This is a genomic window from Stenotrophomonas indicatrix, assembly GCF_050573115.1.
GTDB classification, from domain to species: Bacteria; Pseudomonadota; Gammaproteobacteria; order Xanthomonadales; family Xanthomonadaceae; genus Stenotrophomonas; species Stenotrophomonas lactitubi_A.
On the sequence record NZ_JBNYZT010000001.1, the window covers coordinates 468405 to 489810 of the forward strand.

At 66.7% G+C, this 21406-nt stretch carries 22 protein-coding genes; 10 read left to right on the top strand and 12 right to left on the bottom strand.

Translation table 11 applies throughout. The features are described from left to right. Nucleotides 1–91: 91 nt before the first annotated feature. Genes ACQ5SA_RS02070 through ACQ5SA_RS02080 form a run of 3 tightly spaced genes read left to right on the top strand, consistent with a single transcriptional unit; the run spans nucleotide 92 to nucleotide 2296 of the window. Nucleotides 92–1150: a sensor histidine kinase gene (locus ACQ5SA_RS02070; protein ID WP_499312348.1), complete on the top strand. Its 1059-nt coding sequence runs from the start codon at nucleotides 92–94 to the stop codon at nucleotides 1148–1150. Continuing rightward, nucleotides 1143–1784, top strand: coding sequence for a response regulator transcription factor (locus ACQ5SA_RS02075; RefSeq protein ID WP_499312350.1), 642 nt, complete (start codon nucleotides 1143–1145; stop codon nucleotides 1782–1784). Before ACQ5SA_RS02070 ends, ACQ5SA_RS02075 begins: the two co-directional genes overlap by 8 nt. Then, nucleotides 1781–2296: a DUF1697 domain-containing protein gene (locus ACQ5SA_RS02080; RefSeq protein ID WP_499312352.1), complete on the top strand. Its 516-nt coding sequence runs from the start codon at nucleotides 1781–1783 to the stop codon at nucleotides 2294–2296. Before ACQ5SA_RS02075 ends, ACQ5SA_RS02080 begins: the two co-directional genes overlap by 4 nt. 27 nt (nucleotides 2297–2323) lie before the next feature. On the opposite strand, the gene ACQ5SA_RS02085 is transcribed toward ACQ5SA_RS02080, so the two are convergent. Both ACQ5SA_RS02085 and ACQ5SA_RS02090 read right to left on the bottom strand, forming a co-directional pair. Continuing rightward, the gene (locus ACQ5SA_RS02085; RefSeq protein WP_499312354.1) at nucleotides 2324–3502 is read right to left on the bottom strand and encodes a low temperature requirement protein A; all 1179 of its coding nucleotides are present in this window, start codon (nucleotides 3500–3502) and stop codon (nucleotides 2324–2326) included. Nucleotides 3503–3516: 14 nt separating this feature from the next. Beyond that, on the bottom strand, nucleotides 3517–3783 hold the full coding sequence (locus tag ACQ5SA_RS02090) for a hypothetical protein (RefSeq protein WP_499312356.1): 267 nt from the start codon (nucleotides 3781–3783) through the stop codon (nucleotides 3517–3519). 208 nt (nucleotides 3784–3991) lie between these two features. Here ACQ5SA_RS02090 and ACQ5SA_RS02095 point away from each other — a divergent pair, with 208 nt between their 5' ends. From ACQ5SA_RS02095 to ACQ5SA_RS02105, 3 genes are all read left to right on the top strand, one after another. Next, nucleotides 3992–4525: a sigma-70 family RNA polymerase sigma factor gene (locus tag ACQ5SA_RS02095; protein WP_499312358.1), complete on the top strand. Its 534-nt coding sequence runs from the start codon at nucleotides 3992–3994 to the stop codon at nucleotides 4523–4525. Next, nucleotides 4522–5382, top strand: coding sequence for a FecR family protein (locus ACQ5SA_RS02100; RefSeq protein ID WP_499312359.1), 861 nt, complete (start codon nucleotides 4522–4524; stop codon nucleotides 5380–5382). The genes ACQ5SA_RS02095 and ACQ5SA_RS02100 overlap by 4 nt, the downstream gene beginning before the upstream one ends. Before the next feature lie 84 nt (nucleotides 5383–5466). Next, on the top strand, nucleotides 5467–7893 hold the full coding sequence (locus ACQ5SA_RS02105; protein WP_499312361.1) for a TonB-dependent receptor: 2427 nt from the start codon (nucleotides 5467–5469) through the stop codon (nucleotides 7891–7893). A gap of 56 nt (nucleotides 7894–7949) precedes the next feature. On the opposite strand, the gene ACQ5SA_RS02110 is transcribed toward ACQ5SA_RS02105, so the two are convergent. After that, entirely contained in the window at nucleotides 7950–9695 is a 1746-nt protein-coding gene (locus ACQ5SA_RS02110; protein WP_499312363.1) for an amidohydrolase, read from the bottom strand. Nucleotides 9696–9897: 202 nt separating this feature from the next. Here ACQ5SA_RS02110 and blaL1 point away from each other — a divergent pair, with 202 nt between their 5' ends. Further along, on the top strand, nucleotides 9898–10770 hold the full coding sequence (blaL1, locus tag ACQ5SA_RS02115; RefSeq protein ID WP_499312365.1) for a L1 family subclass B3 metallo-beta-lactamase: 873 nt from the start codon (nucleotides 9898–9900) through the stop codon (nucleotides 10768–10770). A gap of 42 nt (nucleotides 10771–10812) precedes the next feature. Here blaL1 and ACQ5SA_RS02120 read toward each other — a convergent pair whose 3' ends face one another. Both ACQ5SA_RS02120 and ACQ5SA_RS02125 read right to left on the bottom strand, forming a co-directional pair. Beyond that, entirely contained in the window at nucleotides 10813–11355 is a 543-nt protein-coding gene (locus ACQ5SA_RS02120; RefSeq protein ID WP_499312367.1) for a DUF411 domain-containing protein, read from the bottom strand. 121 nt (nucleotides 11356–11476) lie between these two features. After that, complete coding sequence (locus ACQ5SA_RS02125) at nucleotides 11477–11830, bottom strand: CopL family metal-binding regulatory protein (protein ID WP_499312368.1); 354 nt, start codon at nucleotides 11828–11830, stop codon at nucleotides 11477–11479. Nucleotides 11831–11910: 80 nt separating this feature from the next. On the opposite strand from ACQ5SA_RS02125, the gene ACQ5SA_RS02130 reads away from it, so the two are divergent. Beyond that, a complete protein-coding gene (locus ACQ5SA_RS02130; RefSeq protein ID WP_499312370.1) occupies nucleotides 11911–12345 on the top strand; it encodes a hypothetical protein in 435 nt (144 codons plus the stop codon). 10 nt (nucleotides 12346–12355) lie between these two features. On the opposite strand, the gene ACQ5SA_RS02135 is transcribed toward ACQ5SA_RS02130, so the two are convergent. Next, the gene (locus ACQ5SA_RS02135; RefSeq protein ID WP_499312371.1) at nucleotides 12356–14641 is read right to left on the bottom strand and encodes an FdhF/YdeP family oxidoreductase; all 2286 of its coding nucleotides are present in this window, start codon (nucleotides 14639–14641) and stop codon (nucleotides 12356–12358) included. 224 nt (nucleotides 14642–14865) lie between these two features. On the opposite strand from ACQ5SA_RS02135, the gene fdhD reads away from it, so the two are divergent. Continuing rightward, nucleotides 14866–15723 (top strand): formate dehydrogenase accessory sulfurtransferase FdhD, encoded by an 858-nt coding sequence (gene fdhD / locus ACQ5SA_RS02140; RefSeq protein WP_499312373.1) that lies wholly within the window; start codon nucleotides 14866–14868, stop codon nucleotides 15721–15723. 10 nt (nucleotides 15724–15733) lie between these two features. On the opposite strand, the gene ACQ5SA_RS02145 is transcribed toward fdhD, so the two are convergent. Continuing rightward, complete coding sequence (locus ACQ5SA_RS02145) at nucleotides 15734–16270, bottom strand: carboxymuconolactone decarboxylase family protein (protein WP_499312375.1); 537 nt, start codon at nucleotides 16268–16270, stop codon at nucleotides 15734–15736. A 105-nt stretch (nucleotides 16271–16375) separates the two neighbouring features. Between ACQ5SA_RS02145 and ACQ5SA_RS02150 the strand changes: the two genes are divergently transcribed. Then, entirely contained in the window at nucleotides 16376–17257 is an 882-nt protein-coding gene (locus tag ACQ5SA_RS02150) for an AraC family transcriptional regulator (protein WP_499312377.1), read from the top strand. Between the two features lie 7 nt (nucleotides 17258–17264). On the opposite strand, the gene ACQ5SA_RS02155 is transcribed toward ACQ5SA_RS02150, so the two are convergent. From ACQ5SA_RS02155 to ACQ5SA_RS02175, 5 genes are all read right to left on the bottom strand, one after another. Further along, nucleotides 17265–17825, bottom strand: coding sequence for a TetR/AcrR family transcriptional regulator (locus tag ACQ5SA_RS02155; RefSeq protein WP_499312379.1), 561 nt, complete (start codon nucleotides 17823–17825; stop codon nucleotides 17265–17267). A gap of 5 nt (nucleotides 17826–17830) precedes the next feature. Continuing rightward, nucleotides 17831–19363, bottom strand: a complete 1533-nt coding sequence (locus ACQ5SA_RS02160) for an MFS transporter (RefSeq protein WP_499312381.1) — start codon at nucleotides 19361–19363, stop codon at nucleotides 17831–17833. Between the two features lie 123 nt (nucleotides 19364–19486). Beyond that, nucleotides 19487–20209 (bottom strand): hypothetical protein, encoded by a 723-nt coding sequence (locus ACQ5SA_RS02165; protein WP_499313279.1) that lies wholly within the window; start codon nucleotides 20207–20209, stop codon nucleotides 19487–19489. A gap of 32 nt (nucleotides 20210–20241) precedes the next feature. Then, nucleotides 20242–20868 (bottom strand): DUF3299 domain-containing protein, encoded by a 627-nt coding sequence (locus ACQ5SA_RS02170; RefSeq protein ID WP_499312382.1) that lies wholly within the window; start codon nucleotides 20866–20868, stop codon nucleotides 20242–20244. Further along, nucleotides 20858–21406 carry a DUF3299 domain-containing protein gene (locus ACQ5SA_RS02175; protein WP_229979219.1) on the bottom strand — a complete coding sequence of 183 codons (549 nt, stop codon included), beginning with the start codon at nucleotides 21404–21406 and terminating at the stop codon, nucleotides 20858–20860. The genes ACQ5SA_RS02170 and ACQ5SA_RS02175 overlap by 11 nt, the downstream gene beginning before the upstream one ends.

A 21406-nucleotide genomic window follows, 5' to 3' on the forward strand; every position in this document is an offset into this window, starting at 1 on the left:
CCCTGCATCCCTCTGGTGCATGCCGACCAAGCTCGGCATCGACCGGACAGCGCTTTGCTATCCTTTCCACCCACGCCAGGGAGCCGTCCCGATGCCATCGCTGTCGCCCCGCCGCCCCTTGGTCGTGCTGGCCCTGATCATCGTGATGGCGGCCATCTTCCTGGTCGATACGGTTACCGACTACGCCGTTGCCGCCGCTTGCTTCTACGCGGCGGTCATCCTGGCGGCCTCGCGGCGGCTGCCAGCACGCGGCCTCATCCTGCTTGCGGCAGTCTGCATCGCATTGACCGGCCTCAGCTTCTTCCTGACCCGCTTCGGCACCTACCGCATCGGCCTGGTCAATTCGGCGATCGGCATGCTGGTGATCGGCATCACCACGTATCTGGCATTGAAGATGGAAGCGGCCAAGGCTGCGGTGCAGGATGCACAGGCGCGCCTGCTGCGGGTCGCCCGCGCCTCCACCGTCGGCGAGCTGACCACCTCCATCGCGCATGAGGTGAACCAGCCACTGGCGGCCATCGCCAGCAGTGCCGAAGCCAGCCAGCGCTGGTTGGCCCAGGATCCGCCGAACCTGGACAAGGCACGTCAGACCATCGCCCGCATCGTCGCCGACGCCCATCGCGCCAGTGACGTGATCGGCCGCATCCGCGGCCTGACCCAAGGGGCTGCGCCAGAGCGCCAGGCCTTCGACCTCAATCTGGCCGTGGAAGAAATGCTGGCGCTGTCGCGCAGCGAACTGGAGCAGCATGGTGTGACGGTCGCGCTGGTGCTGGGCAACGATCTGCCCCCCGCCCATGCCGATCGCGTGCAGGTGCAGCAGGTGATCGGCAACCTCATCCTCAACGCTGTCGACGCGATGGCTGGTACGCCCACGGGCGAGCGCAGGCTGTCGCTGCTGACCACGCACGATGGGCACGGCCACGTCTGCCTGAGCGTGCGCGACCGCGGTATCGGCCTGCCCATGGATCAGCCTGACCGCGTATTTGATGCATTCTGGACCACCAAGTCGAACGGCCTGGGCCTGGGCCTCAGCCTGAGTCGCTCGATGATCGAGGCCAATGGCGGGCATATCCGCGCCGAGCGCCCCACAGGCGGCGGCGCCTGTTTCATCTTCGAGTTGCCCACGCACACGGAAGGTACGCATGCGTAAACCCATCGCCACAGCCGTTGAACCCGCTCCCATCGTCTATGTGATCGACGACGATGCATCGGTGCGTGCCGCGCTGGAAGACCTGCTGGCCTCGATGGGCCTGCAGGTACGGGCCTTCGCCTCGACCGGCGACTTCATCGCCCACACCATCGACGACGCCCCGGCCTGCCTGGTGCTGGACGTGCGCATGCCGGGCCAGAGCGGACTGGACTTCCATCGCACCATGGGCAGCCACGGCCTGCAGCTGCCGGTGGTGTTCATCACCGGGCACGGCGACATCGCGATGGGCGTCAATGCGATCAAGGAAGGCGCCATCGAATTCCTGACCAAGCCTTTCCGCGACCAGGAGCTGCTGGACGCCATCCACAAGGGCATCGAAATCGATCGCCAGCGGCGCCGCGAGGGTGACGTGCTGGGTGCACTTCGGCAGCGCTGGGACACCTTGAACGCCGGGGAGCGCGAGGTGGTTGCCGGCGTGGTACGGGGCCGGCTCAACAAGCAGATCGCCGCTGACCTTGGTGTCAGCGAAATCACAGTGAAGGTGCGTCGCGCGCAGTTGATGCGCAAGATGGGCGCGCGCACTCTGGTCGACCTGGTGCGGATGTATGACCGGCTGCAGGGCAGCGCGCCATGACCGCCTACGTGGCCCTGCTGCGCGCAGTGAATGTGGGTGGTACGGGCAAGCTGCCGATGGCCGAACTGGTGGGTATGTGCCAGGGCGCAGGATTCCGCGATGTCCGCACCTATATCGCCAGCGGCAATGCCGTGTTCAGCAGCCCGCTCGACGAGGCGGGTGTGCGCGACACCTTGGCACAACGCCTGCATGCCTATGCCGGCAAGCCGGTGGGCGTGCTGGTGCGTACCGCTGCCGAGATGGCCGTAGTGGTCGCTCGCAACCCCTTCAGGGATGCTGCCGGCAACCGTGTCGTCGCCCTGTTCATGGATGAGCCGCTGCCCAAGGACCCGCTGCACGGTGTGACGGGCATTGGCGAAGAGCAGCTGGCGCTGGGCCAGCGCGAGCTGTTCATCCACTACGGCGATGGCATGGCCGGTTCGCGCCTGCGCATCCCCTTCGCCGCACAAGGAACCGCGCGCAACATCAACACCGTGAGCCGACTGGCGGCGATGGCTGCGGAGCTGTGCTGAGCTGAGGTCTGCCGGGCAGACCATCACTTACGTGCGCGCCGCTGCGATGCTCCGCTTCAACCGGGTATCGGCCAGCCCCACCGCCAGCAGCACCATGCTGGTCAACCACCCTGCGGCAAGCAGGTGCATCCATGGCAGCACGAAGCCGAGCACGATCAGCGCCGCCGCCCCTGCCAGATGGGAGCGCGGCACGCGACCGTAGACCGCCCGCTTGTACAGCGCGCTGCCCAGCAGGTAGATCAACGGTCCCGCCGCCAGCATCGCGGCATACGGCAGGGTCACTGCCGCCTCCGGTTCGTCCATCACCAGGTCATTGCCGACGGCGGTGGCGATGATGCCGGCGATCAGCAGCGCGTGCACGTAGTGGAAGTAGGCGCCGATGCGGCCCGGGTCATCGGAACGGGTAATGGTGTCGGTAGCGTCCCGGCTGGAGATGCCGAAGTACAGCCACCACATCGCGATCGTACCGGCAAAGGTCGCCAGCACCGCCGAAACCACCTCTCCACTCCAGTGCTCCACCTCGCTCAACACGCCGCCGGTTGCCAGCAGCGTCTCACCTAGTGCGACGATCACGAACAGCTGGCAGCGCTCGGCCAGATGCCCGCCTTCGATGGTCCACTCGCGGGTACGCGAGCGGCCGAGGCCGGGAAACGCGAAGCCGAACATCGGCGAGATGTATTCGCAGGCGACGGCCAGTGCCCACAGTGCCAGCCGCGCATTGCCCTCGACCGCTGCACCGGCCAGCCAGAAACAGGCCGAAACGCTGACCCAGGCCAGCATGCGCCTGAAATTGGCGGCCAGCGGGTGCGCGCGCCCTACTTCCAGCAGGACGAACAGCGTCCGCCCCACCTGCATCGTGGCGTAGGCGCCAGCGAATATCCACGCGCGTCCGGCAAAGGCTTCGGGGATGGACGAAGACATCAGCAACGCCAGCAGCATCGTGACGAACAGCAGGCCGCGGATGCGCGGCGCTTCCGGGTCGAACCAGTTGCTGACCCAGCACGCGTACTGCCAGCCGAGCCAGACCGCAAACCACAGCACCAGCGTCTGCAGCACGCCCAGCAGGCCCAGGTGGTGCAGCAGGTGGTGGCTGAGCTGGGTGACGGCGAACACGTAGACCAGATCGAAGAACAGTTCTTCGTAGGTCACCCGCGCATGATGGCCGTCGCGACGACGCAGCGCAGGAAGACGGGGTGTTGCCGGCATCGCGGATCCTCGGTTCAGCGGCCCAGCCGCCAGAAAATGACGCCGGCTACCAGCGCCGGAACGGCAAACACCAGCAGCAGGATCGGCAGCTCCTCGCGCACCGCATAGCCCGCCCGGCTGACCCCCACCCACAGATTGGCCACCGACACCAGCAGCCAGGTGCCGATGAAGGCCAACAGCGCCGTTGGCAGCTGTGAGCTGCCTGTGCTCCAGAGCCTGCCGAACAGGACGAAGACGCCCAGCAACAGGAACCCGCCGACGATCACCAGAAGCACGTGCATGGTCACTCTCCCCGATGGCTGCCCTGCAGCCTATCTGCGGCCGAGTGTGCGCTGCAGAGGGTGATCGTGGATTCACTTTCCGGCGGCCACGAACAATCCCGCTGTGGCACACCTGATAGCAAATGCGAACAGTTCCCATTACTATCGTGGCGCCGCGCAGGGCTGACCTTGCGTGGCCCCACCCTTCCCGCCTGCGCCGCTTTCCCGGATGTCCACGCCACCGCACTCCCCACCACCTGCGCTGCCGCTGGTGTCCTCGCTGGTGCGCCACTACGAGGATCTGGTGGATTACCTGCGCCGTCGCTTCGCCTCACCCGGGCTGGCCCGCGAGGTGGTGCACGATGTCTGCATCCGCCTGCTGGAACGCCCGGCCCCGGCCGATGTGCGGCAGCCGATGGCGCTGCTGCGGCGGATGGCGCATGACGCCGCGGTTGATCGTTGCCGTGCCGAAGACTTGCGCCGCCAGTGGGTGGAACCCCGTGCCGAACTGCCCGATGCCGCCAGCGAAGGCGCCGGCCCTGCCAGGCAGGCCGTCGCCACGCAGGAACTGGAACGACTGGTCGAGGTCATCCGTGCGATGCCCTGTCGACGCCGCCAGGTGTTCATCCTGCACAAGATCCATGACGTGCCTCAGGCGGCGGTTGCGCGGCGCATGGGCATCGGCCTGAAGGCCGTCGAGCGGCATCTGCGGTTGGCGATGGTCGATTGCCGGCTTTTGCTGGATGTGCGGGGGCTGACGTGACAGCACCACGCCGCCCGCGCACGCCACGCCCGGACAAGACCGGCGCGCCTTCGCCCGATCGTGTGCTGGAACAACATCGGGACACTCTCAAAGCATTGTTTCCGGTGCCCGATCCGGTGCAGTTGTATCGGCCTCATCGCAGCCGGCGGATCGGCGGCGCCGTGCTCGGCCTGCTGTTGGCAACCGGACTGGGCGGACTTTACGCTTTCGATCCCGGCTGGCAACAGCACGATTACCAGACGGCCATCGGCGAGCGTCGCAGTGTGCTGCTGGCCGATGGCAGCCGCATCGAACTGGATGCAGACAGCCATCTGCAGGTGCGCAGCCATCTGCGTTCACGCCGAACGGTGCTGGTCTCCGGACGCGCCCGCTTCGATGTGGCGCCGTCGCGCTGGCGCCGGTTCCAGGTCGATGCCGGACCGGTACAGGTGCGCAACTACGGTACGGTGTTCGATGTGGATCGACGCGGTGACCGCAGTGAAGTCCGCCTGTGGCGCGGCAAGGTCGGCGTGCGCGTGGCTGGCCGCGATGACGAGCAGCGCCTGCACCCTGGACAACAGCTGCTGGCAGGGACGGGGCCGGTCCAGCAACCGCAGCCGATCGCCACCGGCAGCGGGGAATGGACCGAGGGCCGGCTGCAGTTCGCGCAGACCCCGTTGAGCGAAGTGGTGCGCAGCCTGCAGCGCTATCACCGCGGCGCGATCGTACTGGACGAACCCGGCCTGGCCACGCTGCAGGTTTCGGGCGTGTTCGATGGCGACCATGCCGCCACCGCGCTGGCGCTGCTGCCGGAGATCCTGCCCGTCTCCGTCCATCCCCGCGACGATGGCAGCGTGCACATCTCCGCACGCCGTTGAATCACGCCGTTGAATTCCGCACCAAAGGGTGGGTTGTGGCCCGTCTCATCCGGCTGCTGCATGAATCCCTCTGAAGGACCCCGCATGACCCGCATTGCCCTGCCCGCCGCCCTGCGCTGCCTGACACCTGCTCTGTTGGCCGTCAGCCTGTGCGCCGCCCTTCCGGCCGCGGCGCAATCTGCCCCCACCACGGTGGACATCGATCTTCCAGCCGCCCCGCTGCAGCAGTCACTCAATGCGGTGGCCAGGCAGAGCGGCGTCCAGTTGCTGTTCGCTGCGGACAGCGTTGCCGGCCGCCAGGCACCAGCGCTGGACGGCCGCTATGCCCCACGCGAGGCGCTGCAACGGCTGATTGCCGGCCAGGGTCTGGACGTCGAGGAACGCTCGCCAGGCGTATTCGTGATCCGCAGTGCGGTCGCAACCGCGACGCCGGCGGCAAAAGCGGACAGCCCGCGCACGGCAGCAGCGCCGGCAGCCGCGACTTCGCTCGGCAGAGTGACCGTGTCGGCGTCCACCGCGCGCATGCCGCAGGGCGAGACCGCCATGCCCAACACCATCACCGTGCTCACCCGTGAGGACATCCAGCAACAGCTGGCACTGGGCTCGGATGTGTCCCGGGTGCTGTCCTCGCAGATCCCGGCCTTCGCCCCGGCGCGCGAGAAGATGTCCAACTATGGCGAAAGCATGCGCGGGCGCGGCATCCTGTACATGGTCGACGGCGTGCCACAGTCCACGCCGCTGCGCGATGGCTCGCGTGATTCACATACCATCGATCCGGCGATGATCGAACGCATCGAAGTGATCCACGGTGCCAACGCGCTGCAGGGTATCGGCGGCACCGGTGGCATCGTCAACATCATCACCCGCAGTGCGCCGAGCGATCCAGGCGCCTTCCTGCTGGACAGCAACCTGTCGCTCACCGCCGCTTCGCCAGGCCGCCGCGATGATGATGGCCAGCGTGCTTCGGCACTGGTGGGTATCCGCGGCGAACAGTTCGACCTGGTGGCCGGCCTGGCCCATGAGCGGCAGGGCCTGTACTACGACGGCGATGGCCGTGCGATCGGCACCAATGCGCAGGGCGAACTGATGGATTCGACCTCGACCAACATCTTCGCCAAGCTTGGCTGGAACATTGCTGAGGGACAACGCCTGCAGTTGATGGCCAATCGCTATGAACTGCGTGGCATGGACAACTACCTGCCCGTGGATGGCAACTTCCGCACCGGTCGCCCGGCCACATCGGTACCCGGCGATACGCCGCTCGATCCGCCGATGAACCGCTCACGTTCACTGACCCTGGACTACAGCAATGCCGACCTGTTCGGCGGCCAGTTCCTGGCGCAGCTATTTGCGGTGGATTTCGAGGGGCGCTACGGTGCCAGCCAGTGGGACCCGTGGGGCAACACGGGTGCCAACGCCGCCTGGGACCAGACCCAGAACGAATCGGACAAACGCGGCTTCAAGCTGACCCAGAGCTGGCGCCGCATCGGCGACACCTCGCTGGACGTGACCCTGGGCCTGGACGGCCTGCGTGACCGCACCCACCAGGTACTGCTGGCCAGCGGCCTGAACTGGGTACCGCTGACCACCTACCAGAGCCTGTCGCCGCTGTTGCAACTGCAGTGGTGGCCCACCGACCACGTGATGCTGTCCGCTGGACTGCGTTACGAAAAGGGCGAACTGGAAGTGGGCGACTACACCACCCTGCCCCGCTACGGCGCACGCAAGGTGGCCGGTGGCAAACCGACGATGAGCGAGACGCTGCCCAATTTCGGCGCGGTCTGGTACATCAACGATCGCCTCAACGCTTACGCGTCGTATTCGGAAGGCTACACCGTGGCCGACGTCGGCCGCGTGCTGCGCGCCATCAACCGCGATGGCCAGCGCGTGGACAACCTGGTGGACCTGTCACCGGTGGTGTCGGACAACCGCGAGATCGGGCTGGAATATGACGATGGTCGCGTCAGCGGCGATATCGCGTACTACACCTCCGAATCCAAGCTGGGTTCGGTACTGGTCTATGACGCAGGCATCGATGCCTACAACGTGCAGCGTCAGGCGACGCGGGTTGAAGGCTTCGAGACCAACCTGCGCCTGCGCCTGGGTGACAGCCGCCTCGGCCTCGGTTACGCCCGCGCCAATGGCCGCTACGACGCCAACCTGGATGGTCAACTGGAAAGCGACCTGGCGGGCGTCAACATCGCCCCGAACCGGCTGACCGCGTTCTGGGAACAGGGCTGGACCTCGCAGTTCAGCACCCGTCTGCAGGCCAGCCATGCCTTCGATCGCGACTTCGACCTGCGCGGCGCGCCGGTGGCCAGCTTCAGGGGCTACACGACGTTCGACCTGGTCGCCCGCTATGCGCTGGACAAGAGCAGTTTCACCCTGGGCGTGCAGAACCTCGCCAACAAGCAGTACATCACCTACTACTCGCAGACCACGCCGTCCAACCCCAGCTATTTTGCCGGGCGCGGACGCGTGCTGACGCTGGGGTGGCAGTACCGCTACTGAGGACGCCAGGAACGTGCGGCCCCGGCAACTTTGCATGCCGGGGCCACACGGTCGGATCAGGCCTTGTAACGCCGCACGCCCTGCAGCCAGGTTTCCTGCACCGTAAGGCTGCCGACCTTGCTGGGATGAACACTCAGCGGATCCTGGTCGAGGATGACCAGGTCCGCATACTTGCCCGGCTCCAGGCTGCCGACGATGTCATCGGTTCGACACTGCCAGGCGGCATCGAGGGTGACCGCACGCAGCGCCTGTTCGACACTGATGCACTCGTCGGGATTGAGCACTTCGCCACCATCGAGCATCACCCGGTTCACCGCATTGTCGATGTAGCGCAGCGGCGCAATGGTGGTGACGTTGAAATCCGAGTGCAGCGAAATCCGCAGCCCGCCCTTCAGTGCAGACCGGCACGGATCGTACAACGCTGCCCGTTCCGGCCCCAGGATGTCATCACGGAACGCTCTGCCCCAGTAGTGGACATGGCCGATCAGGAACGACGGCGAGACCTGCAGCTGCGACAACCGGGTGATCTGCTCCCGATGCAGCACGCTGCAGTGTTCGATGCGATGCCGATGATCCTTGCGCGGTGTCTTCTTCAACACCGCCTGGTACACATTGAGCGTGGTGTCGATGGCCGCATCGCCATTGGCGTGGATGCCGATCTGCCAGCCGAGGTCGTGCGCCCGCTGGACGCCGGCGACCAGCTCGTCCTGGGTGTAGTTGAGCGCGCCACGCTTGTCAGAATGCAGATAGTGCTCGCGCTGGTAACCGGTCTGCGCCTGGTTGGAACCGTCGGACCAGAACTTGATGCCGGTCAGGCGGAACGTGTCGTTGCCGTGGCCCGGCTTCAACCCGAGCCTGACCCAGTCATCCATCAGATCCGAGGTCAGGAAGCCGGAATACCGCACCGGTGGATTGGCCGCCATCACGGTGTTGAGCAGATCGAGGTCGGAGACGCCACCGGTGCCGATGCCCGCATCATGCAGGCTGGTACAGCCCGCCTTGGCTGCATCGGCGAACAGCTGCTGGACCAGTTCGGCGTAGCGCGCCTGGCTGGGCATCGGCACAACCGCCATGAACGGCTTCATCGCCGGGGACTCCTCCATGCGCCCGGTCAGCCTGCCATCCCTGCGGATGTACCTTCCCTGGTCCGGGTCCGGCGTGGCGTCGGTCACTCCGGCTGCGGCAAAGCCCTTGCTGTTGCTGTACGCGATATGGCCGTTGGACTCCAGCACGAACACAGGATTGTCCGGTGCGGCCTTGTCCAGTGCCGCCATGGTGATCGGGTCACCGTGCATCAGCGACGGGTCGATGCCCTGCGCGCGCAGCCATTCGCCGGGCCTGAGCGCGCTGGCTGCCATGCTGATCTTCTCTATTGCATCGGCCAGCGTACGCGTGCTGAACGGAGTGACGTCCAGCCACTCGGACAGAATGGCCATTGCCGAATGCATGTGCGGATCGATGAAGCCCGGCAGCAACGCGCGGCCCTTGAGGTCGACCAGCTCAGTGTTCGGCCCGTGATGCTGCCATACCTGCTCCTTCGCGCCCACCGCAAGGATGCGGCCATCGCGCACGGCCACCGCCTCGGCGCGCGGGTGCGGGTGAGGAGCCATGGTGATGATCGGCCCGTTGTGGAAAATCTGGTCAGCGGGCCCTGCGGAAGCGGCCGCAACGGCGCCTGCTCGGGCAGCAGGTGACAGCGCAGCGCCACCGACGGCCAGCACGCCCAGCCCCACCATGGCGCCGAGAAACTCACGTCGTGCCTGCAGATACGCTGCGGCGCCCGGGTTGCACGCGATGCACATGCGTCTTCTCCTTCCTTGTGGTCCGGGCAGGTTACCCCGCCGGCGGTCGGCGTGCTGCGAACGGCTTCGCCCTTTCACCCCGCCGTCCTGCACCAGCTCCCCTGCGCATGCAATGCAGCTCATGCCTGCCATTAGAAATGTGCGAAACGGGCCTCCAGCACTGCGTGCTAGCCTCGTTTCACCTTCTCCATCAGCCATCGCCATGCGCCTGCAGAGTCTCGTCGTCCCCCTCGCCACCTTCCTCGCCGTTGCCAACGTTGCCGCCGCCGAACCAGCGCTTCCGCAACTGCGCGCCTACACAGTAGATGCCTCCTGGCTGCAGCCGATGGCACCGCTGCAGATTGCCGACCACACCTGGCAGATCGGCACCGAAGACCTGACCGCGCTGCTGGTGCAGACGTCGCAGGGCGCGGTGCTGCTCGATGGCGGCATGCCGCAAATGGCCGACCATCTGCTGCGCAACATGAAAGCGCGCGGTGTTGCGCCGCAGGATCTGCGCCTGATCCTGCTCAGCCATGCCCACGCCGACCACGCCGGCCCGGTTGCAGCGCTCAAACGCAGTACTGGTGCGCAGATCGCGGCCAATGCCGAATCGGCGGTGCTGCTGGCACGCGGAGGCAGCAACGACCTGCACTTCGGCGACGGCATCACCTATCCGTCGGCAACCGCGGACAGGATCATCATGGACGGCGAGATGGTCTCGCTCGGTGGCATCGACTTCACCGCGCACTTCGTGCCCGGCCACACCCCGGGCAGCACCGCCTGGACCTGGACGGACACCCGCGAAGGAAAACCCGTTCGCATCGTCTATGCCGACAGCCTGAGCGCACCGGGCTATCAACTGCAGGACAACCCGCGCTACCCGCACCTGATCGATGACTACCGTCGGAGTTTCGCGACGGTGCGCGACCTGCCCTGCGATATCCTGCTGACCCCGCATCCCGGTTCCAGCGGCTGGAACTACAGTGCGGGTGCATCGGCGGCAGCCAAGGCAATGACCTGCAAGGGCTACGCTGACACGGCCGAACGCAATTTCGATGCGCAGCTGAAGAAGGAACGCGAAAAGCAGCGTTGAACAGACGCGGCGGCAATCCGCCGCCGCGCCCGCTGAACCTTGTCAGCCACCCTGCCCGTGCTGAGCGAAGGGCTGGGTGCTGCCATCGGCCAGCACCAGCTCTACCGTATACGGCTGCACATAGCCATCAGGCATTTCCATGCCCGGAGATCCGGCCGGCATGCCCGGCAGCACCAGGCCACGCGCCGTCGGCCGTTCCTTCAGCAGGCGCTTGATGTCGCTGGCCGGAATATGGCCTTCCACTACATAGCCACCGATCTCGGCGGTATGGCAGGACGCCTTGCCGGCCGGTACGCCGAGGCGCTGCTTGACCGGATGCATGTCATCGGTGTCGCGTATCTCAACCGGGAAGCCTGCGGCCTTCAGGTGGTCGGCCCACACGCCACAGCAGCCACAACTGGCCGTCTTGTGGACGATGGCCAGCGGCAGTTCTGGATCGATCGTCGCCTCAGCCGTCACCGCGACTGCCGAGGCGGCTGCGGTTGCGGTTGCGGGCGAGGACACCGCCTCTTCGGAGGCGCGCGCGCAGGCGGTGCCAAGCAGAACGGTGGTAAGCAACAGGCTCAGGGAAAGAGTGCGGTTCATATGTCAGGTTGTCCTTTGCAATCGCAGGCGCGAGCGCCTGCCACCCACACGACGGATTCGCGTGGGCCAGGTAGATGAGGGGGGTATTGCAGCGCCGCAGGCACGCAATGCCTGCGCGCGATCAGGCGATTGGCGGACGGATCAGGTGCGGCAGCGCAGGCGCGGGATGACCCATATGCAGCGCATTACCGGGCACTGCACGCAGCGGCCATGCAGCAAGGCTTGCCGCCGACGACAGCATGGCCACACTGGCCGGCACGCATTCGCAAACCTCGCTGATGCACGCGCCTGCGTCCTGGTCATCGCAGCATGTGGGCGCGGCAGTGATCCCCGTGTCGGCGCTCTCGTGGGGTGTACCGCAATGACCATCGCTGGCCTGACCGTTGATGCCGCCCGAGGCAAGCGCCAGCGCCGGTGCGTTCAGCACCAGGGTCAGGAGCAGCATCAGTCGCAGCAGCAGGCCGGATATATCCACGGGCTGATGATAGCCGACGCACGACGCGCCCGTCGTCGCTGCCTGGTGTCATCATGGACGACGTTCACCGGAGCTTTTCCATGCCTGTCCGCTGCGCCCCTGCCGCCCTCCTGCTGTCTGCGTTGCTGGGCCTTCCGGTCATGGCAGGCGAACGCCAATGGACCGTGCTGTCCAGCGGCGATGCCGACAACACCCATGAGCGCTGGCAGGTGGGCGCGACGCGGTTGCATACGCTGCCCGCCTTCGACCCGGCGCGCACCGAGCCGCCACTGTCGGTGCATCAAGCCACGGCAGCAGCGTTGGCCCACATACGCCTGCGCTATCCCGGCGATGACTTCGTGGTCTCCGAGGTGAGCCTGCAGCGGTTCACCGCCGACGCTGCGCCGCCTACCGAAGACGCAGCGCGCGGCTGGGTGTACCTGGTCAGCCTCGACTACAACGCCAAGGGCTGGACCCAGATGGTTCCTGTGCTGCTGGATGGCAGCATCGTGCTGAGCGACAACGAGAAATCGTAAGGGCGGGGCCTTACGCGGGCACCTCGACCTGCGCACGCATCCGCACCGGAATGGACTTCGCCGCCGGCGTGCCGCTGATGCGGTCGTAGTAGTCCAGCGGCAGCAGCGGGTTCAGCTCCGGGTAGTAGCCGGCCAGCGCACCGCGCGGCATCGGATAGTCAAGCACGGTCAGGCCTTCGATGCGCCGCGTCACACCATCGTCGCTGATCGTTTCCAGGCTCACCAGGGCTTCCTTGCCGAGCCCGCGCGCCAAACGGTCTTCGATGTTCATGAACACCACCATGCGGTCGTTGTACACACCGCGGTAGCGATCGTTGTAGCTGTAGATGGTGGTGTTGTACTGGTCGTGCGAACGCACCGTGGCCAGCCGCAGCATCTCCGGGTCATCGACCACCGTGTTCACTTCCAGGCCCGGCATGACCAGGATGTTGGCCCTGCCGTTGGGCGTCGGCCACACGCGTCGGCGCGGCGGAATGTCCAGGTGGAAACCGTGCAGTGCCTGGATGCGTTCGTTGAAGCCCGCGTAGATGTCCGGGTAGACAGCCGCGATCAGGTCGCGGATCGGCCTGTAGTCATGCATGTAGGCGGCCCAGTCCACCTTGCTGTCCGGCAACGCTGCCATCGCCATGCGGCAGACGATCTCCACCTCCGGCAGCACGTGCTCGCTGGCCGGCTCCAGCACGCCGCGCGACGCCGTCACGTTGGACATCGCATCTTCGATGGTGACGAACTGCTCCCCCAGTGGCGTGCGGATCCACTCCGAGCGCGCCACCACCGGAAGAATCAGCGCGTCGCGGCCATGCACAAGATGACCTCGATTGAGCTTGGTGGCGATGCCAACAGTCAGTTCCAGCTTGCGCATGGCTGCATAGGCGCGTTCGGTATCCGGCACCGCATGGATGAAGTTGCCGCCCATGCCGATGAACACCTTGGCGCTGCCATCCAGCATCGCCGCGATCGACTCGACCACGTGGTGGCCGTGTTCGCGTGGCGGATCAAAACCAAATACCTGCTGCACACGATCCAGGTAGCGTGCCGTGGGCTTCTCATCGATACCGACCGTGCGATCGCCCTGCACGTTGGAATGCCCGCGGATCGGGCCGATGCCCGCACCCGGCTTGCCGAAGTTGCCGCGCAGCAACAGCAGATTGGCCACCTGCTGCAGCAGCCGCGAACCCTGCTGGTGCTGGGTCAGGCCCATTCCATAGCAGATGACCGTCGCGCGCGAACGGATGTAGATCTCCGCGCAGCGCCGTATCTGCTCCTGCGCGATGCCTGACACCCGCACGATCTCATCCCAGTCCTGCGCCAGCACATCCTCGCGCAGTGCCTCCAGGCCAACGGTGTGCTCGGCCAGGAAGGCATGATCCAACACCTGCTCGCCCTGGGCCTCGCGCTCGAACATCACCTTCATCATGCCCTTGATCAGCGCCAGGTCGCCGCCGATGCGGACATGTACGAATTCGCTGGTGATCTCGGTGGAACCGAACGTGGCCATCTGCACCACGTCCTGCGGTTCGGTGAAGCGGATCAGCGCACGCTCCGGCATCGGGTTGACCGCCACGATCGGCACGCCACGTTTGCGCGCCTCCACCAGGTTGCTCATCATCCGCGGCGAGTTGGTGCCGGTGTTCTGGCCCATCACGAAGATCGCCTCGGCGTGTTCGAAGTCGTCCAGCACGATGGTGCCCTTGCCCACGCCGATCACCGGCGGCAGGCCACGGCTGGTCGGCTCGTGGCACATGTTCGAGCAGTCCGGGAAGTTGTTGGTGCCGAACTCGCGCACGAAGATCGAATACAGGAACGCCGCCTCGTTGGGCGTACGGCCGGAGGTGTAGAACTCGGCCTGGTCGGGGTTGTCCAAAGCCTGCAGATGGCGGCCGATCAGCGCGAACGCCTCGTCCCATTCGCAGGGAACATAGTGATCGGTGGCGGCGTCGTAGCGCATCGGCTCGGTCAGCCGGCCCTGTAGTTCCAGCCAATAGTCGGTCTGCGCCATCAGCTCGGTGACGGTGTGCTGGGCAAACAGCTCGCGGGTCACCCGGTGCTGGGTCGCTTCCCAGGCCAGGGCCTTGGCGCCGTTCTCGCAGAATTCCAGCTTCTTGCGGTGGTCGGCATCGGGGAACGCGCAGCTGGGGCACTTGAAGCCGCCCGGCTGGTTCATCGCCAGCAATGCCTTCGATCCCTTGCCGATCACGCTCTGCTGCAGCAGCACCTTGGCAGTCGCACCGGCGGCCCCCCAGCCGCCTGCCGGTTGGTTGTAGGGCTTGTAACGCGGCGGCTTCTGTTCGGACATGGTCGGGAACCTGCGTTGGAACCTGCGTTGGTGGAGTGCCTGCCTGCAGTGCCGGGCCCGCGCCCGGCTGCCGTGGCCAGTCAAGCACGCCGGCAACCGCGGCGCCATAGCCCGGCTGTGGTACCGCAGGCTGCCATGGCAACGGTTACCGCCGCGTCTTCACTGGAAGGCTGCGCTATTCTGCGGGCGTAGCCTGCCCTTCTGCTTTGCCCAGGATGTGCCGCATGCCCGGATCGACGCCGCCTTCTCCTCCGCCCGCCGGCACCGCACTGCGCACGTTGCAACGCTGGCGCAGCACAGGGCAGGAGCAACAGGTGGACGTGATCGCCGAAGAAGTGCCGGTGGTGATGCGCTACAACGGTGCCGCCTTCGCGGTGATGATGGCCACGCCATGCGACCTGGAAGATTTCGCCCTGGGTTTCTCGCTCAGCGAAGGATTGATCGAGCGCCCCGATCAGCTGCTGTCCGCCGAGGTGCAGCCACAACTGGAAGGCATCGAGCTGAAGATGACCGTGTCCGCCGACGCCCCTGGCGCAGGGCTGGACCCCGACAATGGCCGCCTGCTGCCTGGTCGTGGCGGTTGCGGGTTGTGCGGCGCACGTCAACTGGAGGACGTGCTGCGTCCGCTGCCCCCGGTAAAAGACCGCCGCATGTATCAGACGGCTGCACTGCAGCGGGCGCTGGCCGGGTTGGCCCCGCACCAGCCGATGAATGCTGCCAGTGGTTCGACCCATGCAGCGGCGTGGGCTGATGCCAGCGGCCGCATCGGCTGGGTGCGCGAAGACGTCGGCCGTCACAACGCGCTGGACAAGCTGATCGGTGCGCTGCACCACAACGAACACAGCATTGATGGCGGCCTGCTGGTGGTGTCCAGCCGTGCCAGCTATGAAATGGTCAGCAAGGCAGCTCGCGCCGGTGCCAGCGTACTGGCGGCCGTCTCGGCGCCCACCGCGCTGGCCATCGATCTGGCCCGCAGTGCCGGTCTGTGCCTGGTGGGCTTCGCTCGCGAAGGGGGCTTCAACGTGTACACCCACCCGGACCGGTTGCAGGGGGATGGCCTGCACGGCCACCCGCCTGCCTGACGGCGCGACCTCAGCGCAGCGCCACCTTCGGGAAGTCCACCGGCACGTCAAAGGCCACGTTGACGTAGTTGGTGAACAGGTTGAGCGCTATGTGGGCCAGGATCTCTACGATCTGCTCGTCATCGAAACCAGCCGCGCGCAGCACCTGCACGTCAGCGTCGGCAATCTGCGCACGCTGCTCGACCACCTTCAGCACGAAGTCCAAGGCGGCGGCGGTGGCCGGATCGCTGGACTGGCCGATCTGTGCAGCGGCCATCTGTTCGCCACTGGCGCCGGCCTTGCGCCCCAGCGCCGTGTGCGCTGCCAGGCAGTATTCGCACGCATTGCGGTTGGCGATGGCCACCGCGATCTGTTCGCCCAGCAGCGGCGACAGACGGCCGGCACCCAGCGCGCCAAATGCGCCCCACATGCTCTGCAGCGCGGCAGGCGAGTTGGCCACGGCACGGAACATCGCCGGCGTGGCGCCGAAGGCAGCGTGGACCTGGCCCAGCAGGGCCTGGCGCTCGGGCGTGGTCGAGGTCGGGTCGATCAGGGGAATGCGGGACATGGGGTACTCCTTGCGATAGCGCCCGGGATTGGACGATGGGCTCATCGTAGGTAGACTCGCAGGACGAATAGAGCATTTATCTCCAGATATGTTGTCCATTCATCCATGATCACCACCTCGCCCTCATCCCCACCGTCCGACGATGTGACCGACCGGCTGTCGACCCTGCTCGAACGGTTCCGGGTGCAGGCAGCGCTGTTCCATTCCGGCCCATTGTGCGGACGGCACGTGTTCGAACCGCAGCCGGGGCGTGCCTTCCTGCATATCCTGCGAAAGGGGGAAATGGAGGTGCATCACCCCGACGCGAACTGCATCACGCGCCAGCTGAAGGTCACCGCCCCCAGCCTGCTGCTGTACCCGCAGCCACTGCGGCATGTGTTCCTCAACGCGCCGCTGGACGGTCCTGATTTCACCTGCGCCACGCTCGATTTCGATGGCGGCGCGCGCAATCCGGTCGTCCAGTCGCTGCCGCCGGTGATGGTGGTGCCGCTGTCGGCCATCGGTGAACTGGACGGCACCCTGCACCTGCTGTTCGCAGAAGCCGACCGGCAACGCTGCGGCTCGCGCCTGCTGACCAACCGGCTGTTCGAGGTTGCCCTGATCCAGGTACTGCGCTGGGTGATCGATCATCCCGATGCTGCAGGGGTAAGCCACGGGTTGATGCGCGGGCTGTCCGATGCGCGCTTGGCACGCACGCTGGTGGCCCTGCACCAGTCGCCGCAGCAGGCCTGGACCCTGCCGAAGATGGCGGCCATCGCCGGGCTGTCGCGCAGCGCGTTCGCGGCGGTGTTCAAGGACGTGATGCAGACCACGCCGGCCAGCTACCTGCTGGATTGGCGTTTGAGCCTGGCCTGCACGCAGCTGCGCGCGGGGGCAGCGGCCAAGCAGGTGGCGACCGACGTCGGCTTTGCCGATACCGCTTCATTGTCCAAGGCGTTCCGCAAGCGCCTGGGGCTCTCGCCCCGCGCGTGGCTGGCGGCGCTGTAGCGCGCGGCTAGTCCTTCGGTGACCGCTCGGGAGAGAGCAGCCCGCCGATCCGATCGGTCAACTGTGCGCGCACGTTCTCGTCCAGCTGCCCTTCGTACATGGCCTCGTAGATCCACAGGCCGTCTGCGGCCAGCCGCGCCACGAAATTGTCCAGCGCCGCAGGGTCGTCGCTGCCAGCTGCCGGTGGCGAAGGTGCCCAGCGCTGCACTACCGGCGCCCACGGCCGGTCGCTGGGGAACTCAGGGTCCACCGAGTCCAGCATGAACATCAGCTCGGCGCGGGTGGCGCTCTGCGCCGAAACGCGCACGAAGGTCTGGTAGCGCTCCAGCGCAGTGGCCTCGCCGGCGGACTTGCCCAGCAGCGCCTCCATCGATGCTTCCCAGCTCTGCACCAGGTGCTCGTCGATGCCGCGCAGCAACGCTTCGCGCGAGGGGAAGTGGTACAGCAGGCCGCCACGGGTCAACTGCGCCTCGGCCGCCACCGATTCAAAGGTGACCGCACGCACGCCGTCGCGGTTGATCACGCTGACGGCGGCGTCGAGGATGCGCTCGCGCTTGCTGGTTCTCATTGCCGCTATTTTACGCGATCGGCAGCGCCGTCGCGGCCACCGGCACGTCCACGCAGCAGGCGCGCGATGATCACCGCGCCGGCCGCCAGCACCGCGCTGATCACCAGCAGCACGATCTGGTAACCGCGATCGTAGGCCGCGGTGGCCAGGGCGAACCACTCACCCTGACCCGTGTCACGCGCCACGTGCAATGCCTGGGTGAAACCCTCGCGCGCGGCGACCGGAATGTCCGCCGACTCCGGCAGGAACGCGCCGTACATCGCAGCGCTCAGGCTGCCCAGCAGCGCGACCGCCAGCAGGCCACCGAACTCGTAGGACACCTCCTCCACCGACGAGGCCATGCCCGCACGATGCGGTGGCACGTTGTTGAGGATGGCGGTGGACGCCACCGAGATCGCAGCACCCATGCCGAAGCCGGTGATCGCCATGCCGGCCACCACCCAGCCCAGGCCGTGCGGGAAGCCCAGCGCCACCACGCCGACACCCACCGCGCCAGCCGCAAGGCCGCCACAGATCAACGGGCGCAGGCCGACCCGATGCAGCACGCTGCCGCCCAGCAACGCGCTGGGCAGGCTGCCCAGCGCCGCCACCGATACCAGCAGGCCCGCCTGCAACGGACTGAGGCCGGCCACCAGCTGGAAACGCTGTGTGGTGAGCAGCTGCAGCCCGGCCATCGCAAACAGGGTGAACACTGCCGAGAGGGTGCCGGCAAGGAAGGCCGGGTTGCGGAAGATGGCGAAATCCAGCAGCGGATACGGCAACCGCTGCTGGCGACGGCTGAAGGCGAAGCCGGCGATGAGCGCCAGCAGCAGCGAGACAGCGCCCACACCGTACGAGGGCGGCGTGGCGATCAGCGACTTGATCGCCAGTACCAGGCCTGACAGCGCGGCCAGTGCCAGCAACGAGGACAGCAGGTCCCACGGCCGCGTGCTGTCGCGCTGCCCCTCCGGCGCCAGGAGCAGGGTCGCGATGAAGGCGACCACCACCACCGGCACGTTGATCAGGAACACCGAGCCCCACCAGAAGTGCTGCAGCAGCAAGCCGCCGATGATCGGTCCCAGGGCTGCACCGACGATGGCCACCGAACCCCAGATCGCGATGGCGATGTTGCGCTCGCGCTCTTCATGGAAGCTGAGCCCGATCAATGCCAGCGTGGCCGGCATCATCGCCGCCGCACCCACCGCGAGGAAGGCACGCGCTGCAATCAGCTGCGCGGCGGTCGCAGAGAACGCGGCCGCCAACGAGGCGATGCCGAACACCACCAGGCCGATCAGGAACATCCGGCGGTGGCCGATGCGGTCACCCAGGGTGCCAGCACCCAGCAGCAGGCCGGCCATCACCAGCGGATAGGCGTTGATGATCCACAGCGCCTGCCCAGCGCTGGCCGAGAGTTCCTCGGTCAGGGTGGGCAGCGCGGTGTACAGCACCGAGTTGTCCAGCGTGACCAGCAGCAGGCCGGCGGCAACGGTGAACAGCAGCGACCAACGGCGGGCGCGCGACAGGGACGGAGCACCGTCCAAGGGCTGGGAGAGAGCCATGGGAACCTGGATGGGAAGGGGTACGCCCATAACTATACAGGACGTCCTGTATAGTTATGGGCGTCCCAGCGAACCCCATTCAGCTTCCGGGAGGTGCGATACCCGCTGCCGAGAGGCCCTGGCTTACCTGCACTCTGCGGGCAATGCCGCGACCGCCTGCACGATCGGGTCCTGCATGGCCTGTCCCACCGCGGCATCCAGCTCGCCACGCAGATGGCCGTGCTGCCGCTGCATCTCGTCTTCGCACAACGCGCGCACCCGCGCACGGGCGTTGCTGCGCAGCGTGCTGCAGCGCCAATCCACCCCTCCCAGCGGCAGCACCGAATAGACCACGCTGTTGCAGGCGTTGCCGGCGCGTTCTGGCAGCGGGCGCCCGCCGAAGTCACGTGGCGCACTGCTGCGCTGTGGATCGAAGTAGCTGTCCGGGAAGGTGCGTGCGTACTGTTCGATATCCACCTCGACACTGCCGCCATCGCCTGCCGGCAGGCGCAGTGGCTGGCCGCAGCCGGTGGCATCGGCGCGGTGCTGGATGTACTGGTAGATCGGCCGGTCCAGGCTCGCATCCTGCGTGGTCACGGTGCTGACCGCCGCCAACACCGGCAGCGACGCACGATTGGCCATGCGTGCCAGCACTCCCGCCTGCGCCGGTTCGCAACGGTCGCGCAGCGTCGCCACCAGCAGGAACAGCAGGTCATCACGAAAGGCCTTGTCGGCAGCCATGTGATGTTCGATGCGTGCCTGCGCTTCCGCCGCCGGTGCGGGAAATGCCACTGCCGGTGGCGAGGGCGCGTGCGTTGCGTTCCACAGCAGCGCCACGCCGGTCCCTGCCAGCAGCAGCACCACCATCAGCAGCGCGACGGTGCGTGCGCGGAGCCTGGTCATCGGGTGATCGCGGAAAGCGTCGCCGCGGCTGCGTCATAGGACGCGCTGGCGATATCCGCCTCGAAGTGCTTCACCTGCAGGCGCCCTGACAGCCGGTAGGGATCCCACAACGCGCCCATCGTGATCGGAGTGGCCAGGGTCACATGGATGATCTGGTTCGGCGGTGGCGGCGGTACGTGGATGCACGCGCCATAGAACGGCACGAACAGCAGTTCGTCCACCTGCCCGGCGTCGTTCATCGCCAGCGGCACCACATAGCCATCCAGGTCCAACGCCCGTCCATCAACGCCATCGACCACCGCCGACGAGCCGAACTGCTGCGCGCGCAGAGGGCTGGAATGATCGATGGCCTGCCCCGGCAGCGAGCCCGAACCGGTGTCGTCGATCAATCCGCCTACCCCATCCAAACCGTTACCACGCGACAGCCCGATCTGCGGCGGTGGACGCTGGAAGCTGTCCTCCCCGGGCATCAGCGCGTCCCAGCGATCGATCACTGCAGACGGCGCCGCTGGCGGAGCGGCAGCGTTGCTGGCCTGTGGCGGGGTCTCCACGGCGGGCCGGCCACAACCCGCCAGCAGGACAGCGGCAAACACAGCGGCAAACACCTTCGCGCTACGGTTCATAAGGCCTCAATTCGGCGCCGGCCATGCTGTAGGCCGAGCCTGCAAGATCATCGTCCACCCGCTCGGCACGCAGCACGCCGGCCAGGAAGAACGGCGAGTACATGTCGGGCATGGCAATCGGCCGCGGCAGCACCACGTGCACGATCTGGTTCGGTGGCGGCGGTGGCACGTGGATGCACGCGCCGTAGTACGGCACGAACAGGAATTCGAGCAGTCGACCATCTGCGGCATTGGCCAAGGGCACGACATAGCCCGGCAACCGCACCGCGCGATCCAGTACCGCGTCCACGGTACGGAAGGTACCGAACTGGGCCATGCGCCGGTTGCCGCTGTGCTGCACCTCCGGCCCCTCACCGCGCTCCAGTGCTGCCAGTTCATCGCCCGGCAGCATCTGCAACCAGTCCAGTTCCTGCTCGCTCTCGGCACGGGCACTGTCTTGCACCGGCGACGGCGGCAGTGCCTGCATACCGGTATCGGTCGGCCGCGTGCAGGCGACCAGCAGCATTGCCGCAGCCAGCAGCAACCCGCGGACGCCCAT